This window comes from Streptomyces dangxiongensis (genome assembly GCF_003675325.1).
GTDB lineage: Bacteria > Actinomycetota > Actinomycetes > Streptomycetales > Streptomycetaceae > Streptomyces > Streptomyces dangxiongensis.
In genome coordinates this window covers 751,939-770,566 of the sequence record NZ_CP033073.1, presented here as the reverse complement: position 1 = coordinate 770,566, position 18,628 = coordinate 751,939, and the positions used below count along the sequence as shown (strand labels likewise).

Genomic DNA, 18,628 nt, shown 5'->3' with positions numbered 1-18,628 from the left:
GCCCTCCGCTACGAGCGGTCCGGCACGGGGGCCGTCCGCTGCCACGGGCTCAGCTCCTCCAGTTCCTGCGCCAGCTCCAGCAGGACGCCCTCCGTGCCCGGGCGGCCCACGAGCTGGACGGCACACGGGGCACCGGAGGGCAGGGTGCCGAACGGCACGGACATCGCGGGCCAGCCGGTCAGGTTCCACGGCGGCGTGAACGGCGAACAGGCGGTGTTGGCGAGGAGGTTGCGCAGCCAGCCGCGTTCGTGCCACGGGCCGGCCTGCGGCGAGCGGCGGGCCAGCGCCGGGGTGAGCAGCACGTCGTACGCGGTGAAGAAGGGGGTCAGCCGGGCGCGCAGCCGCTCCCGGGCGTCGCCGGTGCGGACCGTGCCGACGAAGCGGCGGCCCACGGTCGCGTGCACCCGGGTCCGGCGGGCCAGCCGCCCCCGGTCCAGGCCCTCGGCGTCCACCGCCGTCCCGGCGGTCCAGTGCTGGAGCGAGGTCACCCCCAGGGACAGCGGGTACGGCGGTTCGGCGCGCCGCACCTGGTGCCCGGCCCGCGCCAGCACACCGGCGGCCTCCCGGACGGCGGTCGTGTACGGCCGGCTCACACTCACCCCGGGGAGCGGACTGCGCACGGCGGCGGCGATCCGCCGGGGCGTCCGCTCCTCCCGGCGCTCGAACCCCGCGTCCGCGAGGACCGCCAGCATCAGCCGTAGATCCCCGACCGTCGTGGCCAGCGGGCCGTTCTCCGACATGCCGAACCAGTCGCCGTTGCCGATCCCCGCCGGGACCACGCCGTGCCCCGGCTTCAGGGTGACCAGTCCGCAGTTCGCCGCCGGGATGCGCAGCGAGCCCATCCCGTCGTTGCCGAGCGCCAGCGGCACCAGCCCCGCGGCGACCGCCGCCGCGCTGCCGCCGGAGGAGCCGCCCGCCGTACGGGAGAGGTCCCACGGATTGCGGGCGGTGCCGAACGGGCCCTCGGTGGTGCCGAACACGCACAGCTCGGGCACGTTCGTCAGGCCCACCACCACCGCGCCGGCCGCCCGCAGCCGGGCCACCGTGACGTGGTCCTCGGTGGCCGGGGTGTCCGGGGTGGCGGCGGAGCCGTCGCGGTGCGACTCGCCGCGCACCGACAGGTTGTCCTTGACCGCCAACGGCACGCCCGCCAGCGGCAGTTCGTCCAGGCCGCCGCGGGAGGCCACCTCGTCGGCCTCGGCGAGCGCCGCCTCCGCCCGGACCTTCCGGAACGCTCCGACCCGCCCGTCGAGCCGGTCGATCCGGGCGAGGTGGTCGGCCACCACCTCGCGGGGCGTGACCCGCTTCTCGCGGACTGCGGCGGCGATCTCGACAGCGGTCCGGCCGGCCCAACTGCTCACGGGCGCTCCTCGTTACTGATCGGTACGGAAGACGGGCAGGGAGAACTCTGCCCGCTCGGGGTGCCGTACGTCGAGAGCCCGGGGCGACCGACCGGCACGAACGGGCGGCACGGTTCGAGGTGCGCGCCGTAGGGGAGCTGTACACCTCGTCGGCCCCCGCGCCGTCACGCCCCCCGGTAGTCCGCGCGGCCCCGGCCCCGCCGCGGATCATCAGGGCGGCCGGCTCCCGGTGGCTGCTGACGCGGAAGATCTCCTGGTCGCGGACGAACAGCTTCCCCCATCACACCTTCTGGTGGGAGGGCATCGACGGCACCCGGATCTTCACCCACTTCCAGAACGAGCCCGACCCCCGGTGGCTGCTGCGCCCCGACGTCCGGCGCGGCCTGGCCGCCGTGGCCGGCGCCGGCCTCGTGTACGACCTCGTGGTCCTGCCCCACCGGCTCCCGGCCTGCGCCCGGGCGGCAGCGGCCCTTCCCCGGCTCCTTCGTCCTCGACCACCTGGGCGAGCCGCCCATCGCCTCCGGGGACCATGAGAGGTGGGCGGTGGACCTGCGTGCCCCCGCCGCCCTGCCCGACACGGTGGCCAAACTCTCCGGCCTGGTCACCGTGGCCGGCCCGGCCGCCCGGACCCCGGCCGCGTTGCGCCCGTACACCGACACGGCCCTGGACGCCTTCGGTCCCGGCCGGCTGATGTCCGGCTCGGACTGGCCGGTGCGCACGCCGGTGATGTCGTACGGCGAAGTGCACCACCTCGCCCAGGAGTTGACCGCGGAGCTGGGGGAGGCGGAGCGCACGGCGCTCTTCGAGGGCACCGCGTGGCGCGTCTACGGCCTCTGAACCGCCCCGGCCAGCCGCGTGGGCGGCAGATACTCCCGCACGTACGTCCGCTCCCAGCACGCTCCCGTCTCCCGCCACTCCCGCGGGCTCGTGTAGCGGTACCGGAACAGCCGGGCCCGGACGTAGCGGGGCGGGGTGTCCGGCGGGAAGGGGGAGCGGCGGAGCAGCCTGAGCGTGTCACGGTCGTTCTCCAGCAGGCGTTCCACCAGGCCGCCGAACCACTCCCCGGCGTAGCCGGGCGACAGCGCCGCGAACCACATCAGCCAATCCAGGCGCAGATGGTAGGGGGCGAACTGGCGCGGCCAGTGCCGGGGATCGCCGGGCTTGCCGCGGAACGCGTACTCCCGCCAGTCCGAGTCCTCGCGCGGGCTGCCGTCGAGCGTGCCCTCGACCACCACCTCGTAGCGGACCCGGCTGACGCTGCCGAACGCCCCGTACGTGTTCACCAGGTGCAGCGGGTCGAACGAGCGGTTCATGACCTGGCGGCGGGAGATCATGTTCACCACCGGGCGGTAGCTCAGGAACAGCAGCAGCGCGGCGACCGCGAGCACCAGCACCTCGTACCACAGCGGTGCCGGACGCACCGACGGCGCGGATACCGGAAGCCGCAGCGCGGACAGGGCCAGCACGATGGTGATCCAGTTCAGCCAGGAGAAGTTGCCGGACAGGACCAGCCACAGCTGGGTGACGATCATCAGGGCCGCCGCGGCCGAGGCCACCGGCTGCGGGGTGAAGAGCAGGAACGGTACGACCAGTTGGGTGACGTGGTTGGCGGCCGCCTCCGCCCGGTGCAGGGGCCCCGGCAGATGGTGGAAGAACCAGCTCAGCGGGCCCGGCATCGGCTGCGTCTCGTGGTGGTAGTACAGGCAGGTCAGCTTCCGCCAGCAGGCGTCGCCGCGCAGCTTGATCAGCCCGGCGCCGAACTCCACGCGGAACAGGATCCAGCGCAGCAGGAACAGCACGACGACGGGCGGCGCCACCTCGTCGTTGCCGAGGAACGCGGCCAGGAAACCCGTCTCCAGCAGCAGCGACTCCCAGCCGAACGCGTACCACGTCTGGCCCACGTTGACGATCGAGAGATACAGCGCCCACGGCACTAGCCACAGCAGGATCCCCGCCCACAGCGGCAGCGCGGAGTCCGCGCCGGCGAGCAGGGCCACCGACACCGCGCACCCCGTCCACGCGCAGGCCGCGAAGAACCGGTCGGAGTAGTGCAGCTTGAACAGACTCGGGGCGCGCCGGAACCGGACCCGGGCCGTGAAACGGGGGATCGGCAGCATGCCGCGCTCGCCCAGCAGGGCGCGGAACTGGAGGGCCGCCGACAGGAACGCGACCAGATACACGGCGGCCAGAGCCCGCTGGAAGACCAGTTGGCTCAGCCAGTAGCCGGGTGCGGTGAACCAGTCCACGCTGTGCGCGCCCTCCGTGCGGCGACACCGGTGCCGCTCTCACGGCGACGTTCCCCGAGTTGCCAGCCGAACGCGGGCGATGCCAACAATAGGGAGGAATTACCCGGAGTGATGCGGAGTGTGCGGTGCGGATACCTCCCCGATCCATCGTCACGGCCTGCGTGCTCCCGGTCGCGCTCCTCGCCGCGGGCTGCGCGGGCACCGGCGTCAAGGAGGACCGGGTGGGCGAGGCGGTGTTCCTCCAGGCCGCCACCGAGCGCGGCCCCGAGCCCTTCACCGAGTCCGGGGCCGGGTCCGAGCCGAAGACCACCGCATCCGGTCCAGCCCCCCACACCGACTCCCCGGCCGCCGCCGGCACTGTCACCACCGGCCCGGCGCCCGACCGGGCCGGCGCCACCATGCCGCCCACGTTCGCACCGGACTCGTCCGCACCGCCCCCGTTCACACCGGCCCCGTCCGCCGTGCCGACCGGTGGGCGAGCCCTGGCCCCGCTGCCCTCGGCGCACACCCTCTCCGGGGCGACCCCCGGCCTGTACCGGGGCACCCCGCACGTCGCCGGCTGCGCCGTCGAACGGCAGATCGGCTCCCTCACGGCGGACCGCGGCAAGGCGGGCGCCTTCGCCCACGCGGTGGGCGTCCCCGTCTCCACCCTCCCCGGCTATCTGCGCGGCCTTACCCCGGTCGCGCTGCGCCGGGACACGCGGGTCACCAGTCACGGCTACCGCGACCGGCGGGCGGTGGGATACCAGGCCGTGCTCCAGGCGGGCACCGCCGTCCTGGTCGACGACCGCGGTGTGCCCCGGGTGCGCTGCGCCTGCGGCAACCCGCTGAAGGCGCCCTCGGCGGCCCACGACGGCGTGGACGCCCGTGGTGCCGCCTGGCCCGGCTACCGGCCCAGCCAGGTGATCGCGGTGACCCCGGCGCGCCGGGCCGTCACCAGCATCACGATCGTCGACGTCGATGCCCGCGTCTGGATCGAACGCCGGACCGGCCAGGACGTCGGCCGGGACCGGATCGTGGCCCCGCCCCCACCGGTCCCCGTCAGTCCGACCGGACCCGACCCCGACCGCGACGACCCAGGGGCCCCGGCCCCCGGGGGCCCCTGACCCCGGGAACCGCAGCCCCCACCGCACCGGCCCCGCCGATGCCGTCTCCGACCGCACCGGCCCCGGAAACTCCGCCCCCCGCCCGCCCGGCCCGGCGACGGCGCCTGAGCCCGGGCGGTGGACCGTACGCGTCCCCCGGCCGGCACGGCCCCGGCGCGGGGCGCGGCGTCGGCAGCGGTGCGGCCGGGGTGCCCGGCGGCCGCACCCGGGCCTGGGCCGCAGTCGAAGAATCGGGCAAATGCTGGCAAGGTGGGCCCATGGCTGATCGGGGAGCGAGCGCCCTGTCACTGCCGCAGGACTGGCCCGCCCATCCGGACCCGATCCTGGCGCTCAACCGCATGGGCAGCTTCGACTGGGACCTGGACGCCGGCCTGTTCCACATGGACGCCCAGGCCTTCGAGGTGTTCGACCTGCTGCCCGAGGAGTACGACGGCCGCCCGGAGACCCTGGCCGTCCGGGTGCCGCCGCCGGAGGCCGCACGGCTCGACGCGGTGGTCTCCCGGGCCATCAAGGACGGCAGCGAGAACTACGGCGCCTACTTCCGCATCCGCTGCCGCGACGGCACCTCGCGCTGGACGCACACCCAGGGCTACATCCGGCGTGACGACTCGGGCCGTCCCCGCCGGGTCGTCGGCATCGTCCGGGACGCCACCGAGGAACTCGCCGACAGCGAGGCACGCAGCCACCGGGCCGCCCAGACCGAGGCCTTCCGGCAGCAGACCGGCGTCGTCCAGGTCATCTCCGCCGCCCTCGCCCATGCCCGCACCATCCAGGACGTCATCGATGTCCTCAAGGACACCCACGGCGTCCGTCACCTCGGCGCGGCCAGCCTGGTGATGGGCCTCGTCGAGGCAGGCCGCATCCGGCTGGTCGCCGAGGGCCCCGTGGGCAGCTTCGTCCCCGGCACCCGTGTCACCCGGATCGACGAGCCGTATCCGATGAGCGAGGTCGTCCGCACGCTCAGCCCCCGGTTCATCGAGTCGCCGGAGGAGTTCGCCGAGGGCTACCCGATCCTCTGGCCACACCTGCACGACCTGCACATCACCTCGGCCGCCTACCTGCCCCTGATCGCCCAGGCGCGGCCGATCGGCGCGATGGGACTGCTCTACGACGACCGGCGGGGCTTCTCCGCCGAGGAGCGCGCCGTCCTCGTCGCGCTCGGCAGCAGCATCGCGCAGAGCCTTATGCGGGCCAGGCTGTACGAACAGGAGAAGGACCTCGCCCAGGGCCTCCAGCAGGCCATGCTGCCCCGCACCATCCCCCGTGTCCGCGGCGCCGACATCGCCGTCCGCTACCGCTCGGCCGCCCTCGGCCGGGACATCGGCGGCGACTGGTACGACGTCATCCCGCTGCCCGGAGGCCGGGTCGGCGCGGTCATCGGTGACGTCCAGGGCCACGACACGCACGCCGCGGCCGTCATGGGCCAGCTACGGATCGTGCTGCGCGCCTATGCCGCCGAGGGCCACACCCCGGCCACCGTGATGGCCCGCGCCTCCGTCTTCCTCCACGAACTCGACACCGACCGCTTCGCCACCTGCCTGTACGCCCAGGCCGACCTGGCCACCGGTGTCGTCCAGATGGTCCGCGCCGGACACATCGACCCGCTGGTCCGGCGCAACGACGGCACCTGTGACCGGGTCCCCGTCGAGGGCGGGCTGCCGCTCGGCCTGTCCGCCGAGTTCGGGCGGCTGGAGTATCCCGTCTCCACCCTCGAACTGGACCCCGGGCACACCCTGCTGCTGTGCACCGACGGGCTCGTCGAGCAGCCGGGCACCGATCTCGACGAGAGTCTGCGCGGTCTGGCCACGCTCATCGGGAACGGCCCGGACGAGGTGCGCGACCTCGCCGACCGGCTGATCCGGCTGGCCGAGGAGCAGGGCGGCGACGACGACGTGGCCCTGCTCCTGCTGCGCCGCCGCGCCCCCGAGGCCGCGCGGGCCTGCGGCCGGCTCCGGCAGCACGTCGCGCCCGGTGACGCGAAGGGCCTCAGCCAGGCCCGGCACATGATCCGGGCCGCGGTCCGCGCCTGGGGCGCCCGCGACCGCGCCGACGAGATCGAGCTGGTCGCCGACGAGCTGATCACCAACGCGCTGATGCACACCGACGGCTCCGCGATCGTCACCCTTCGCGCCCTGGACGGCAGTGACCGCAGGCTGCGCATCGAGGTCGAGGACTCCTCCAGCGCCCTGCCGCGCCGCCGCGAGGCGGGGGAGCAGGGCGTCTCCGGGCGCGGTCTGCTCCTGGTGGACCGGCTCGCCGACGTGTGGGGCGTGGAGGCACGTGGCGGCGGCAAGGCGGTGTGGTGCGAGTTCCGGATGCCGTAGCGGCCGGCCCGGCGCAGCGCGGGGCGTTGTCGGTACGGGATGGCACTCTGGACCTATGCCGGAACTGCCCGAGGTAGAAGCGCTGACGGACTTCCTCACCGAGCACCTGGTCGGCCTGCGGATGGTGCGGGTGCTGCCGGTCGCCGTCAGCGTCCTGAAGACGTACGACCCTCCGGTCACCGCCGTCGAGGGCGCCGAGGTGACGGCCGTGCGCCGGCACGGCAAGTTCCTGGACATCGGGACGGACGCCGGGCTGCACCTGGTCACCCATCTGGCCCGCGCCGGCTGGCTGCACTGGAGGGACCGGCTGCCGGACGGCCCGCCGAAGCCCGGCAAGGGCCCGCTCGCGCTGCGCGTGGCGCTGGAGACGGGTGGGGGCTTCGACCTCACCGAGGCCGGCACCCAGAAACGCCTCGCCGTGTACGTCGTCCGCGATCCGCGGGAGGTGGAGGGCATCGCCCGCCTCGGCCCGGACCCGCTCGCCGACGACTTCGACGAGGACCGCTTCGCGGCGCTGCTGACGGACGAACGGCGGCGGCTGAAGGGCGCTCTGCGCGACCAGTCGCTGATCGCGGGCGTCGGCAACGCCTACAGCGACGAGGTCCTGCACGCCGCGCGGATGTCCCCGTTCAAGCTCGCCGCGTCCCTCACCCCGGCGGAGACCCACCGGCTGTACGAGGCCCTGCGCGGCACGCTCACCGAGGCGGTCGAACGCTCCCGCGGTGTGGCCGCCGGGCGCCTGAAGTCGGAGAAGAGGAGCGGTCTGCGCGTGCACGGCCGGACCGGCGAGCCCTGCCCGGTGTGCGGTGACACCATCCGTGAGGTGTCCTTCAGCGACTCCTCGCTCCAGTACTGTCCCACCTGCCAGACGGGCGGCAAGCCCCTCGCCGACCGCCGGCTGTCCCGACTGCTGAAGTGAGCCAGGGTCGGCTGCCGAACCGAGGCCGCCCCGCTCGCCCCGCGCCCCGCCGGCCCCGTGTCGTCACGGCGCGTCGACCGTGACCAGCCGCTTGCCGTCGTCCGTACGCACCTCGTACCGGGCGATCTGGCCGGGGTGCAGCGCGGCGGCCCCCATCGCGGTCGTGGGCCGGGTGCCCTCGCCGGGGCTGGTCCAGCCGGCCACGACCTGCTCGGTGCCGTCGTGGCCGACCGCGACCAGCCGGCAGGTGTGCCGCCCGGAGCCGTCCTTGATCTCCAGCCGCAGATCACTGCCCCAGTCCGCGTCCGCCGAGGTGACCCGCGCCCACACCCCGGTGTCCGGATCGGTCGCCGCCATGACGTGCCGGGCCGGCGCCGCGTGGCCGGCGAAGGCCACGATCCCGGGGCCGGCCACGGCGAGCGCCACCGACGCGGCCAGGCCGTACAGCAGCCGGCGCCGCCGCGCCCGCTGCCGCTGCGCCAGCTCGCCCAGCAGCCGCTCCAGCAGCCGGGGGCCGGGCCGCGTCATGGGGTGCACGAAGCGCGGTGTGGCCCGCCGGTACAGCCTCAGCTGCCGGGTCGTGGGCCCGAACCCGGTCACGTGTGCCGCGCACTGGGGGCACTCCATGAGGTGGTCCTCGAAGCGGAAGGCCTCCGCCTCGTCCAGCACGCCGAGCGCGTACGCGCCGACGTCGCGATGCCTTTCCAGGGACCTCATGCCGAATCCTCGTGCCTATGGGTGCGGGTGGGGTTACTCCTTGCTCCCACCCGTACGCAGCGCACCGCCGAATCACTCAAGCCGCGCACAGAATCGCGGACAGGGGATTCGGAGCGGTCCGGCCCGCGGATTGGTGTGAATTCCGCTCGGTTCAGAAGAGGTGGATCGCCAGGTGCCCCAGGGGCAGTCCGAGCCGCCAGGCCGGGGTCCACACCTTCGGCCCGTCGTCCTCGCCGGACACCGCGCCGCCGCCCGGCACCGCGTCCAGGTCGGGCGCGAGCAGTTCGGTCTCCTCCAGCCAGCGCCAGGCGTCCGCAGCCAGTGCCAGGTCGGGGGAGGGGAGGCCGGAGCCGGCCGCCCGCTCGGCCAGCTCGGCCATGCGGTCCCGCACCCAGTCCTGCCACGGCTGGTCATAGGCGGTCAGCGACAGCCAGTTCTCCAGTTGTGAGATCACCCGGATGCCGGAGAGTTCGCCGTCGGTGTCGGACAGGAACACGGTCAGCGCCAGCGCGTCCCGGCCGGCCCGGAACTCGAAGGACGTCGGTGGCATCAGATCGCCGGTGCGCAACAGCTCGTCGGCGATGTACTCGGCGTACAACCAGGCCATCGGGACGGTCAGTTCACCGTCGTCGGTACCGCCCCTGCTCTCGTGACCTCTGTGCCGCATCCTTTCCTGCCCTTCCTCCGGTGCGTGCGCGCCGCCCGACGCCGGGACCCGGCCTCCCCGGCCCGGCCCCCGCGCGGAACGCGGATGAGGACAGCCCATGCCCGAAGGGGGTCCGGCAGCAAGGCGATTTGCCGAGCCTTGACCCGGCTTCCGGTTTCACCGCAGGTCGGCCGTGTAACCGGGGAGGACCCGGCGCAGGGCGCGCAGCGCGTAGAACGCGCGGGACTTCACGGTACCGGGTGGGATCCCCAGGGTCTGCGCCGCTTCGGCCACGCTGGCCCCGAGGAAGTACACGAGTACCAGGACGTCACGGTGTTCCGGCGTGAGTGTCTTCACAGCCTCCCGGACGTCGAGCATCGCGGCGGCCCGCTCGGCGTGGTCGGCGGTCACCCGCGCGTCCTCGGGGACCGCGTCGCCGACCTCCCGGGGCCGGGCCCGCCGGGCCCGGCGCGCGTCGATGGCGAGCCGCCGGGCGACGGTCAGCAGCCAGGGCCGTACCGAGTCGAAGCCGTCGGCGTGCAGCGCCTCGGGATGCTGCCAGGCCCGTACCAGGGTCTCCTGGACCAGGTCCTCGGCGCGCTGCCGGTCTCCGTCGCAGAGCCTGAGCAACAGGGCGAACAGGGGGCCGCCGTGCTCGCGCTGGAGCGCGGCCAGCTCGTGCCCGGCGGTCGTCGTCCCGTGGGTGAGTGAGGTTCCGGCCGTCATGGCCGTATGGCAGCGCAGGGCCCGGCCGGCCGACAGGGGGTGGGCCCGGCTGTGCGACGGACGGTCGATCGCGTCGGCGAACGGTCGGACGAGCGGTCCCCGCGGCACCGGACGGGCTAATCAGAGGCCCCGGACTGTTTATCCGGCACATCAGCTTCATACCCATATGCCGTCACGGCCTTGTCTGTATATACGACAACCTGGGGTGAGTTGATGATCGGACGCAGACAGCAGGTGGCCCTGGCCCTGACCGCCGTTCTCACGGTGGCGGCCGCCTGCCAGAACCACAACCGGCAGGACTCCGGTGCGCAGCAGGGGCGCCCGGCACCCTCCGCGGCCCGCGGGTTCACCCTCGTCGCCTCCGGAGACGTCCTGCCGCACACCTCCGTGATCGAGCGGGCCTCCTACGACGCCGGCGGCCACGGCCACGACTTCCGCCCGATGCTCTCCGGCGTCGAACCCCTCGTGTCCCACGCCGACCTGGCACTGTGTCACATGGAGACCGTCTACGGCGTCGAGGGCGCCTACACCGGCTACCCGGCCTTCAAGTCACCGCCGGAGATCGCCAAGGGCCTCGCCGCCACCGGGTACGACGGCTGCTCCACCGCCTCCAACCACGCCCTGGACGACGGCACCGCCGGCATCCGGCGCACCCTGGACGCCCTGGACGCGGCCGGCCTGCGGCACGCCGGGACGGCCCGCAGCGAGGCCGAGGCCCGCTCGGTGACACTCCTGCGGGCGGGTGCGGCCGAGGTCGCCCACCTGTCGTACACCTTCGGCAGCAACGGCAAGCCGCTGCCGCACGGCGAGCCCTGGGCCGTCAACATGATCGACGCCGACCGGATCGTCGCCGACGCCCGCACCGCCCGGCGGGCCGGCGCCGACGTGGTCGTCCTCTCCGTGAACTGGGGCACCGAGTGGCAGGACGAACCCGACCGGCTCCAGCTCACCCTCGCCCAGCGGCTCACCGCCTCGGCCACCGCCGGCCGCCCCGACATCGACCTGATCCTGGGCACCCACGCCCACGTCCCGCAGGCGTACGAGAAGGTCAACGGCACCTGGGTGATCTACGGCATGGGTGACCAGATCGCCGGTGAGATGTACAACCGCGAGGGTGCCCAGGACCCGCGCGGCAACGAGTCCACGCTCGGCCGCTTCACCTTCGCCCCGCCCGACCGGCCGGGCGCGGCCTGGCGGGTCACCAAGGCCGAGTTCGTCCCGCAGCTCTACGACCTCGACGCCGGCCGGGTCGTCGACCTCGACCGGGCCGTCGCCCAGGGCGCCGACCTCGAAGGGGTGCGCGACCGGATCCGGGACGTGGTGCTCAGCCGCGGGGCCGGCCAGGACGGCCTGGTCATGGCCGAGTGATCACTGGGCGGTCCGCCGCTCGGCGAGCGCCGAATGCCGGTAGGAGTAGCCGAAGTAGATCACGCAGCCGATCACGAACCACACCGCGAACCGGACCCAGGTCTGCCACTGGAGGCGTGTGACCAGCCAGATGGAGAACAGGATGCCCAGGGCGGGCAGGAACGGCATCCACGGGGTGCGGAAGGCGCGCGGCAGCTCCGGGCGCCGGTAGCGCAGCACGATCACCGCCGCGCACACCACCACGAACGCCAGCAGGATGCCGATGTTGGTCAGTTCGGCCACCTCGCTGATCGGGAGGAACCCGGCGATGGCGGCCGAGGCCGCCCCGACGATCCAGGTGACCCGGGTCGGCACGTGCCGCGTGGGGTGCGTCTTGGCGAACCAGCGCGGCAGCAGCCCGTCCCGGGACATGGAGAACCAGACCCGGGTCACGCCCAGCATGAACGTGAACATCACGGTGAGGATGCCGATGATCGCGCCCACCGCGATCACGTCCGCGAGCGCGCCGAGCCCGACCGACTTGAACGCCGTGGAGAAACCGCTCTCCTTGTCGATGTCCTGGTAGTTCTGCATGCCCGTCAGCACCAGGCAGGCGGCCACGTACAGCACCATCGAGATCGCCAGCGAGTAGATGATCGCCCTCGGCATGTGCCGCTGCGCGTCCTTCGACTCCTCGGCCGCCGTGGACATCGCGTCGTAGCCGAACACCGCGAAGAACACGAGCGCCGCGCCGTCGAACGCGCCGCCGAGGCCGTACGGGAAGAACGGGTGGTAGTTCCCGCTGTCGATGTGGAACACGCCCACGCCGATCACCAGCAGCACCACCAGCACCTTCAGGGCCACCACGAAGGTCTCGAAGCGGGCCGCGCTGCGCATGCCCAGGTTCAGCAGCCAGGCGATGAGCAGGCACAGCACCACCGCGAACAGGTCGACGCGGTGCCCGTTCCCGGTGCCGGGCGCGCCCAGCATCCAGGCCGGGAGCTGCGCGCCCATGTCCGTCACCAGGAAACCGAAGTAACCGGAGATGCCGATCGCCACCACCGCCACGATCGCGGTGTACTCCAGCAGCAGGTCCCAGCCGATGAACCAGCCCGCGAACTCACCCAGCACCGCGTAGCCGTACGTGTACGCCGAACCGGCCTTGGGGATCATCCCGGCGAACTCGGCGTACGACAGGGCCGCGCAGGCGCTCGCGAGACCGGCGATCAGGAAGGAGATCACCACCGCGGGCCCCGCCGTGCCGTTGGCCACCGTGCCGGCGAGGGTGAAGATGCCCGCGCCGATGATGCCACCGACCCCGATCGCGGTGAGCTGCCACAGCCCGAGCGTCCGCTCCAGCCGGGGGCCCTCGGTGACCTCGGTGTCCTCGATGTGTTCGATGGGTTTGCGGCGGAGAATGCCCTCACCCGCGCGGAGCCTGTCCATGCGCCTCACCTCTTCGCCGACGGCAACGGCTGACGGCGGATCATGATGGCTCAGGGGCGCCCCCCAGGGAAGGCGCCACGCACGACCCGGGACGGAGTCCCCGAACGACCCGGGACAGAGCCCACGCCCGGGTCGGCGGGCCGGTCACACCGTGCCGGGGCCGCGGCCCGTTCGGTGGCCGGCGGCAGCTCGCGGGCGGGCGACGGGAACGTCTGCCCGTCGACGGCCGGCACCCCGCCGCTACGGTACGACCGTCACCGGCCAGCGTCCCGCCTTCACCAGCCGGACCGCCACCGAACCGATGAGCCGGTGCCCGGCCTGCTCCGAGGCGCCCACCACCACCGCGTCCGCCTTCAGCTCGTCGGCCGCCGTGACCAGACCGGTGTACGGGTCGCCGCGGAAGGTGTGGAACTCCCAGCGCACCTCGAATATCCCCTTGACCCGCTCGGCGGCCTCCCGGATCTGCGCCACCAGCTCGTCGGCGATCTCGTCGGTGGTCTCCGCCACCGGCGCCCCGAGCGCCGCGCCGGCCGCGAGCACCGGTTGCACGTACACCACCGCGAGCAGCGCGTGCTGGCGCCGGGCCAGTCCCCCCGCGTACGCGGCGGCGCGCATCGAGGACTCCGAGCCGTCCACCCCGACCAGGACGACCTTCGGCCCGTCCGTGCCCCGCTCGAACTGGTACGAGCGCTCTTCGTGCTGTTCCGTCACGGCCGTGAGGCTATCGGAACCGCCCCCTCCCGCCGAGACGCGGGGCTCCGCGCCCGGCCCGCACCACCGTGCGGCGCCGGCCCGCTCGACGCGCGGGCCGTGCCGCCCCTTCCTACAGTCGGAACCATGACTGCCACCGCAGGGCCCGCCGCACGCAGCGGTGCCCCGGCCAGCCTGCCCGCCGGCGGGCGCCTCGGCTGGGTCCCGGAGGCCTTCGGGACCCTCTTCGCCGCCCTCGGCCTGCTGTGCGCCCTGCTCGCTTTCATAGCGCCCGTGCGCCGCCTGCTCCGCCCGGTCGTCCGCACCCTCGACCTGCTCCTCGTCCCCATCAGCGCCAACCTGGCCTACGCCGTCTTCCTGTTCCTGCTGGCCGGCGCCACCGCCGCCCGCAAGAAGGTCGCCTGGTGGCTGGTCGTCGTCTACCTCGGGCTGCTCGTCCTCACCGACGCGCTCGGCGCGGCCGTCGGCCTGTACGCCGAGTCACTGCCGTCCCTCGTGCTGTGCGCGCTGCTGCTGCTCCTGCTGCTGGCGGCCCGCCGGGAGTTCTACGCCGCCTCCCGCCGCGGAGCCGTGCGCCGGGCGCTCGCCGTGCTGCTGGCCGGGCTGGCCGTGGCGATCCTGCTCGGCTGGGGGCTGGTGGTGCTGTTCCCGGGCACCCTCCCGGCGGGCCAGCACCTCGCCTGGGCGGCCGACCGGGTGTGCGGCGGACTGGTCTCCGACAGCTCCTTCGACGGCCGGCCGCCGCACCGGGTCACCTTCGCGCTCGGCCTGTTCGGCGCCCTCGCCCTGCTCAACGCGGCGGCCACGCTGTTCCGCTCCCAGCGCCTGGAAGCCGCCCTGCACGGCGACGAGGAGGCCCGCATCCGCGCCCTGCTCACCGCGTACGGCGACCGGGACTCCCTCGGCTACTTCGCCACCCGGCGCGACAAGGCCGTCGTCCTCTCGCCCAGCTCAAAGGCCGCCGTCACCTACCGCGTCGAGACCGGCGTCTGCCTGGCCAGCGGCGACCCCGTCGGCGACCCGGAGGCCTGGCCGCCGGCCATCACGGCCTGGCTGGACCTGGCCCGCCGGTACGCCTGGGCGCCCGCCGTGATGGGCGCCTCCGAGGACGGCGCCCGCGCCTACGCCCGTGCCGGACTCGGCGCCCTCCAACTGGGCGACGAGGCGATCCTGCGCATCCCGGGCTTCGACCTCGACGGCCGCGACATGCGGGTCACCCGCCAGGCCGTGCACCGGGTGCGCCGCACCGGCGCCACCTGCCGGGTCCGCCGCCACGCCGCCCTCACCCCGGCGGAGATGGAGGAGATCGTCCGCAAGGCCGACGCCTGGCGCGACACCGAGACCGAACGCGGCTTCTCCATGGCCCTGGACCGGCTCGGCGACCCGGCCGACGGCGACTGCCTGCTCGTGGAGGCACTCGGTGACGACGGCCGGCTCCTCGCCCTGCTCTCCTTCGTCCCCTGGGGCCGGGACGGCGTCTCCCTGGACCTGATGCGCCGTGACCGGACCGCCCCCAACGGGGTGATGGAGTTCATGGTCGCCGAACTGTGTGCCGCCGCCCCGAAACTGGGCGTACGCCGGATCTCCCTGAACTTCGCCGTCTTCCGGTCCGTCTTCGAGGAGGGCGCCCGCATCGGCGCCGGACCCGTCCTCCGGCTCTGGCGCCGCTTGCTGCTGTTCTTCTCCCGCTGGTGGCAACTGGAGGCGCTGTACCGCTCCAACGCCAAGTACCACCCCGAGTGGTACCCGCGCTTCATCTGCTACGCCGACACCGCCTCCCTCGCCCGCATCGGCCTGGCCTCCGGCATCGCCGAGGGTTTCGTGTCCGTACCGTCCCTGCGCAAACTCTGGGGAAAGGGGCACCCGAGGGCCGGGCAGCGGCCCGCCACCACCGGGGCGCTGCCGTCGTTGACGGCGCTCGGCCCGCACCGAGGGGACCGGGCCGGGCCCGCGGCCCCGGACGCGGGCCTGCCCGACCAGGTCCGCGTCCGGCACCACACACTCGACCGGCTGCGCGCCACCGGCACCGACCCCTACCCGGTCGCCACCACCGCCCCCTCCCACGCCCTCGCCGACGTACCGCCCGGCACGGACGTCACCGTCGCCGGACGCGTCATGCTGGTCCGGGACTTCGGCGGCATCGTCTTCGCCGTGCTGCGCGACTGGTCCGGCGACCACCAGATCGCCCTCACCCGCGACGGCTCCGGCCCCGACCTCGACCGCTTCACCGCCGACACCGACCTCGGCGACCACATCACCGCCACCGGCCAGGCCCGGCCCAGCGACCGCGGCGAACCCACCGTCTTCGTCACCACCTGGCAGCTCACCGGCAAATGCCTGCGCCCGCTGCCCGACAAACGGCGCGGCCTCACCGACCCCGAGGCCAAGGTCCGCCGCCGCCACCTCGACCTCCTCACCAGCCCCGATGCCCGCGCCGTCGTGCGCGCCCGCTCCACCGCCGTCCAGGCCCTCCGGCAGGGCCTGCTGGAGCGCGGCTACCTGGAGGTCGAGACCCCGATGCTCCAGCAGATCCACGGCGGCGCCAACGCCCGTCCCTTCACCACCCACATCAACGCCTACGACCTCGACCTGTATCTGCGCATCGCCCCCGAGCTGTACCTGAAGCGGCTGTGCGTCGGCGGCCTGGAGAGGGTCTTCGAGCTGGGCCGCACCTTCCGCAACGAGGGCGTCTCCCACAAGCACAACCCCGAGTTCACGATGCTGGAGGCCTACCAGGCCCACGCCGACTACGACGTCATGCTCGACCTCACCCGCGAGCTGATCCAGGGCGCCGCGACCGCCGCCTTTGGGTCCCCGGTCGCCCGCAGGGACGGCAGGGAGTACGACATCTCCGGGACGTGGCCCGTGAAGACGGTGTTCGGGGCGCTCTCCGAGGCACTCGGGGAGGACATCGGCCCCGGTGCCGAACTCCTGCGGCTGCACCGGCTGTGCGACCGCGCCGGGGTGCCGTACACGCCCGACGACGGACCCGGCGACATCGTCCTGGAGATGTACGAGCGGCTGGTCGAAAACCGGACCGAGCAGCCCACCTTCTACAAGGACTTCCCGACCGACGTCTCCCCGCTGACCCGGCAGCACCGCACCGACCCGAGGCTCGCCGAACGCTGGGACCTCGTCGCGTTCGGCACCGAACTCGGCACCGCCTACTCGGAGCTGACCGACCCCGTCGAACAGCGTCGCCGGCTCACCGAGCAGTCCCTGCTGGCCGCCGGCGGTGACCCGGAGGCCATGGAACTCGACGAGGACTTCCTCCAGGCCCTGGAGTACGCGATGCCCCCGACCGGCGGCCTCGGCATCGGCGTCGACCGGCTCGTCATGTTCCTCACCGGCCTGACCATCCGCGAGACGCTGCCCTTCCCGCTCGTCCGGCATCGCTGAGCGCACCGCCCGCTCGGCTGTCCGGGTGCAATCCGGCCGCCGCACCGGTGGCGTCGTGGTGCGCCGGAGCCCGGCGGGGCGACTGATGAGTCATGCAGAAGGATCAGTTGCCCACACGGCGCCGGATGCTGTTGGCAGGCGCCGCCGCTCTGGGAGCCGCGGGAGCCGCGGGTGCCGCCGGCGCCCTGCTGGCGGGAGGCGTCGGGGAGGCGGCCCGGACCACCGCGGACCCCGTCGCCGGCCCGCAGGCCCGCCAGGCGCTCAAGCCCTCCGCCTTCCGGCTCCAGCCGCTCACCGGATACGGTCCGCCGCGCGCCGCGCCCCGCAAGCTCAAGGTGCGCAAGGAGCCCTTCGTGCGGATCTCCGGACACGGCCGGCGCATGATGCTGACCTTCGACGACGGCCCCAACCCGAACTACACCCCGCACATCCTGGACACCCTGGCCAAGTACCACGTCCGGGCGATGTTCTTCGTGTGCGGCGAGTGCGTCGTCGAGAACAGGGAGCTGCTGGCCCGGATGGCCGACGAGGGCCACGTCGTCGGCAACCACACCTGGACCCACCCGCTGCTGACCACCCTCGGCCGCAGGGAGATCCGCTCCGAGATGGAACGCACCAGCGACGTCATCGAGGACACCTACGGCGAGCGCCCCCAGTGGTTCCGCGCGCCCTACGGCGCCTGGAACCGGGCCGCCTTCGAGCTGGGCGCGCAGATGGGCATGGAGCCGATGGCCTGGACCGTGGACACGACGGACTGGACGGTACCCGGCACGGACACCATCGTCGAGCAGGTGGTGCAGGGTGCCGCCCCCGGTGTCGTGGTGCTCTCCCACGACGCCGGCGGCGACCGTTCGCAGAGCGTGCGCGCGATCCGCGAGTACCTGCCGTACCTGCTGGACTCCGGATATCACCTCACGGTGCCCCCCCGGCGCATGTGACGGACGCCCGGCGACGCCGGGACTCCGGCCGTCCGCCCGCCGGGCCGCGGTGGCTCAGCCGACCGAGGCCAGGCGGGCGAAGACGACCACGTTGCCGTCGTAGCCGTTCTGCTTGGAGAAACCGCCGCCGCAGGTGATGACCCGCAGTTCCGGCGTCCCTTTGGAGCCGTACACGCGGTCGCCGGGGAAGTTGTTCTTCTCGAAGACCTCGACCCCGTAGACCTCGAAGACCGCGGTCCTACCGTCCTGTCGCACGACCTCCACCCGGTTCCCCTTCTTCAGGGCCCCGAGACCGTAGAACACGGCGGGGCCCTGCTTGTTGTCGACGTGGCCGACGACGACGGCGGTGCCCTTCTCGCCGGGGGAGACCGCACCGGTGAACCAGCCGGCCGTGCCCGGGTTCTCCGGCGGCGGCGCGGCGACCCAGCCGTCCGCGTCGAGACCGACCGGCACGACCGGCGCGTCCACCTGGATGGCGGGGATCCGGACCCGGTCGACGGCGGAGAACGGCAGCGTGACGGGCGCGGCGGCGAAGGTCTCCAAAGCGGCGCTGGTGTCCGGGGCCGCCGCGGACGCGGGCTGCGGAGGCCCTACGTCGAACTCGCCGGAACCGTTGCGCATGAGCGCCAGGCCGGTCAGCAGAACCAGCGCTATCACCCCCCAGGGGGCACGCTTCCTGCGCCGTTCCTCCTCCTCGGCCAGTTCGGACAGCCTGGACGCAGACATTCGCCAACCCCTCTCC

The 18,628-nt window shown here is 73.6% G+C and carries 14 protein-coding genes and 2 pseudogenes; 8 read left to right on the top strand and 8 right to left on the bottom strand.

The window, feature by feature from the left end; translation table 11 throughout:
* Positions 1-8: 8 nt before the first annotated feature.
* Positions 9-1,361: an amidase gene (locus tag D9753_RS03650; RefSeq protein WP_121785692.1), complete on the bottom strand. Its 1,353-nt coding sequence runs from the start codon at positions 1,359-1,361 to the stop codon at positions 9-11.
* Positions 1,362-1,558: 197 nt separating this feature from the next.
* Here D9753_RS03650 and D9753_RS03645 point away from each other — a divergent pair.
* Together D9753_RS03645 and D9753_RS37535 are read left to right on the top strand one after the other, a co-directional pair.
* Positions 1,559-1,693: pseudogene (locus D9753_RS03645) on the top strand (glycoside hydrolase family 38 N-terminal domain-containing protein); the annotation flags it as partial.
* Positions 1,694-2,198, top strand: a pseudogene (locus D9753_RS37535) (amidohydrolase family protein); the annotation flags it as partial.
* Here the strand turns inward: D9753_RS37535 and D9753_RS03635 are convergent.
* Entirely contained in the window at positions 2,186-3,607 is a 1,422-nt protein-coding gene (locus tag D9753_RS03635; protein WP_121785691.1) for a lipase maturation factor family protein, read from the bottom strand. The pseudogene D9753_RS37535 and the gene D9753_RS03635 overlap by 13 nt on opposite strands.
* A 125-nt stretch (positions 3,608-3,732) precedes the next feature.
* Here D9753_RS03635 and D9753_RS03630 point away from each other — a divergent pair, with 125 nt between their 5' ends.
* The 3 genes from D9753_RS03630 (at position 3,733) to D9753_RS03620 (ending at position 7,956) form a co-directional block, all read left to right on the top strand.
* The gene (locus tag D9753_RS03630) at positions 3,733-4,713 is read left to right on the top strand and encodes a DUF6777 domain-containing protein (protein WP_121785690.1); all 981 of its coding nucleotides are present in this window, start codon (positions 3,733-3,735) and stop codon (positions 4,711-4,713) included.
* Between the two features lie 257 nt (positions 4,714-4,970).
* Positions 4,971-7,037, top strand: a complete 2,067-nt coding sequence (locus tag D9753_RS03625) for a SpoIIE family protein phosphatase (RefSeq protein WP_121785689.1) — start codon at positions 4,971-4,973, stop codon at positions 7,035-7,037.
* Between the two features lie 55 nt (positions 7,038-7,092).
* The gene (locus D9753_RS03620) at positions 7,093-7,956 is read left to right on the top strand and encodes an Fpg/Nei family DNA glycosylase (protein ID WP_121785688.1); all 864 of its coding nucleotides are present in this window, start codon (positions 7,093-7,095) and stop codon (positions 7,954-7,956) included.
* A gap of 63 nt (positions 7,957-8,019) precedes the next feature.
* Here D9753_RS03620 and D9753_RS03615 read toward each other — a convergent pair whose 3' ends face one another.
* The 3 genes from D9753_RS03615 to D9753_RS03605 form a co-directional block, all read right to left on the bottom strand.
* Positions 8,020-8,673 (bottom strand): zf-HC2 domain-containing protein, encoded by a 654-nt coding sequence (locus D9753_RS03615; RefSeq protein ID WP_121785687.1) that lies wholly within the window; start codon positions 8,671-8,673, stop codon positions 8,020-8,022.
* Between the two features lie 151 nt (positions 8,674-8,824).
* Complete coding sequence (locus D9753_RS03610) at positions 8,825-9,340, bottom strand: hypothetical protein (RefSeq protein ID WP_121785686.1); 516 nt, start codon at positions 9,338-9,340, stop codon at positions 8,825-8,827.
* A gap of 156 nt (positions 9,341-9,496) precedes the next feature.
* The gene (locus D9753_RS03605) at positions 9,497-10,045 is read right to left on the bottom strand and encodes a sigma-70 family RNA polymerase sigma factor (protein WP_121790879.1); all 549 of its coding nucleotides are present in this window, start codon (positions 10,043-10,045) and stop codon (positions 9,497-9,499) included.
* Between the two features lie 213 nt (positions 10,046-10,258).
* On the opposite strand from D9753_RS03605, the gene D9753_RS03600 reads away from it, so the two are divergent.
* Positions 10,259-11,413 (top strand): CapA family protein, encoded by a 1,155-nt coding sequence (locus D9753_RS03600; RefSeq protein WP_121785685.1) that lies wholly within the window; start codon positions 10,259-10,261, stop codon positions 11,411-11,413.
* On the opposite strand, the gene D9753_RS03595 is transcribed toward D9753_RS03600, so the two are convergent.
* Both D9753_RS03595 and D9753_RS03590 read right to left on the bottom strand, forming a co-directional pair.
* A complete protein-coding gene (locus D9753_RS03595; protein WP_121785684.1) occupies positions 11,414-12,838 on the bottom strand; it encodes an amino acid permease in 1,425 nt (474 codons plus the stop codon).
* A gap of 240 nt (positions 12,839-13,078) precedes the next feature.
* Positions 13,079-13,549 carry a universal stress protein gene (locus tag D9753_RS03590; RefSeq protein ID WP_121785683.1) on the bottom strand — a complete coding sequence of 157 codons (471 nt, stop codon included), beginning with the start codon at positions 13,547-13,549 and terminating at the stop codon, positions 13,079-13,081.
* Positions 13,550-13,675: 126 nt separating this feature from the next.
* On the opposite strand from D9753_RS03590, the gene lysX reads away from it, so the two are divergent.
* Both lysX and D9753_RS03580 read left to right on the top strand, forming a co-directional pair.
* Entirely contained in the window at positions 13,676-16,948 is a 3,273-nt protein-coding gene (gene lysX, locus D9753_RS03585; protein WP_121785682.1) for a bifunctional lysylphosphatidylglycerol synthetase/lysine--tRNA ligase LysX, read from the top strand.
* Positions 16,949-17,040: 92 nt separating this feature from the next.
* A complete protein-coding gene (locus tag D9753_RS03580) occupies positions 17,041-17,886 on the top strand; it encodes a polysaccharide deacetylase family protein (RefSeq protein ID WP_121785681.1) in 846 nt (281 codons plus the stop codon).
* 54 nt (positions 17,887-17,940) lie between these two features.
* On the opposite strand, the gene D9753_RS03575 is transcribed toward D9753_RS03580, so the two are convergent.
* Positions 17,941-18,612 (bottom strand): class F sortase, encoded by a 672-nt coding sequence (locus D9753_RS03575; protein WP_121785680.1) that lies wholly within the window; start codon positions 18,610-18,612, stop codon positions 17,941-17,943.
* Positions 18,613-18,628 lie beyond the last annotated feature (16 nt).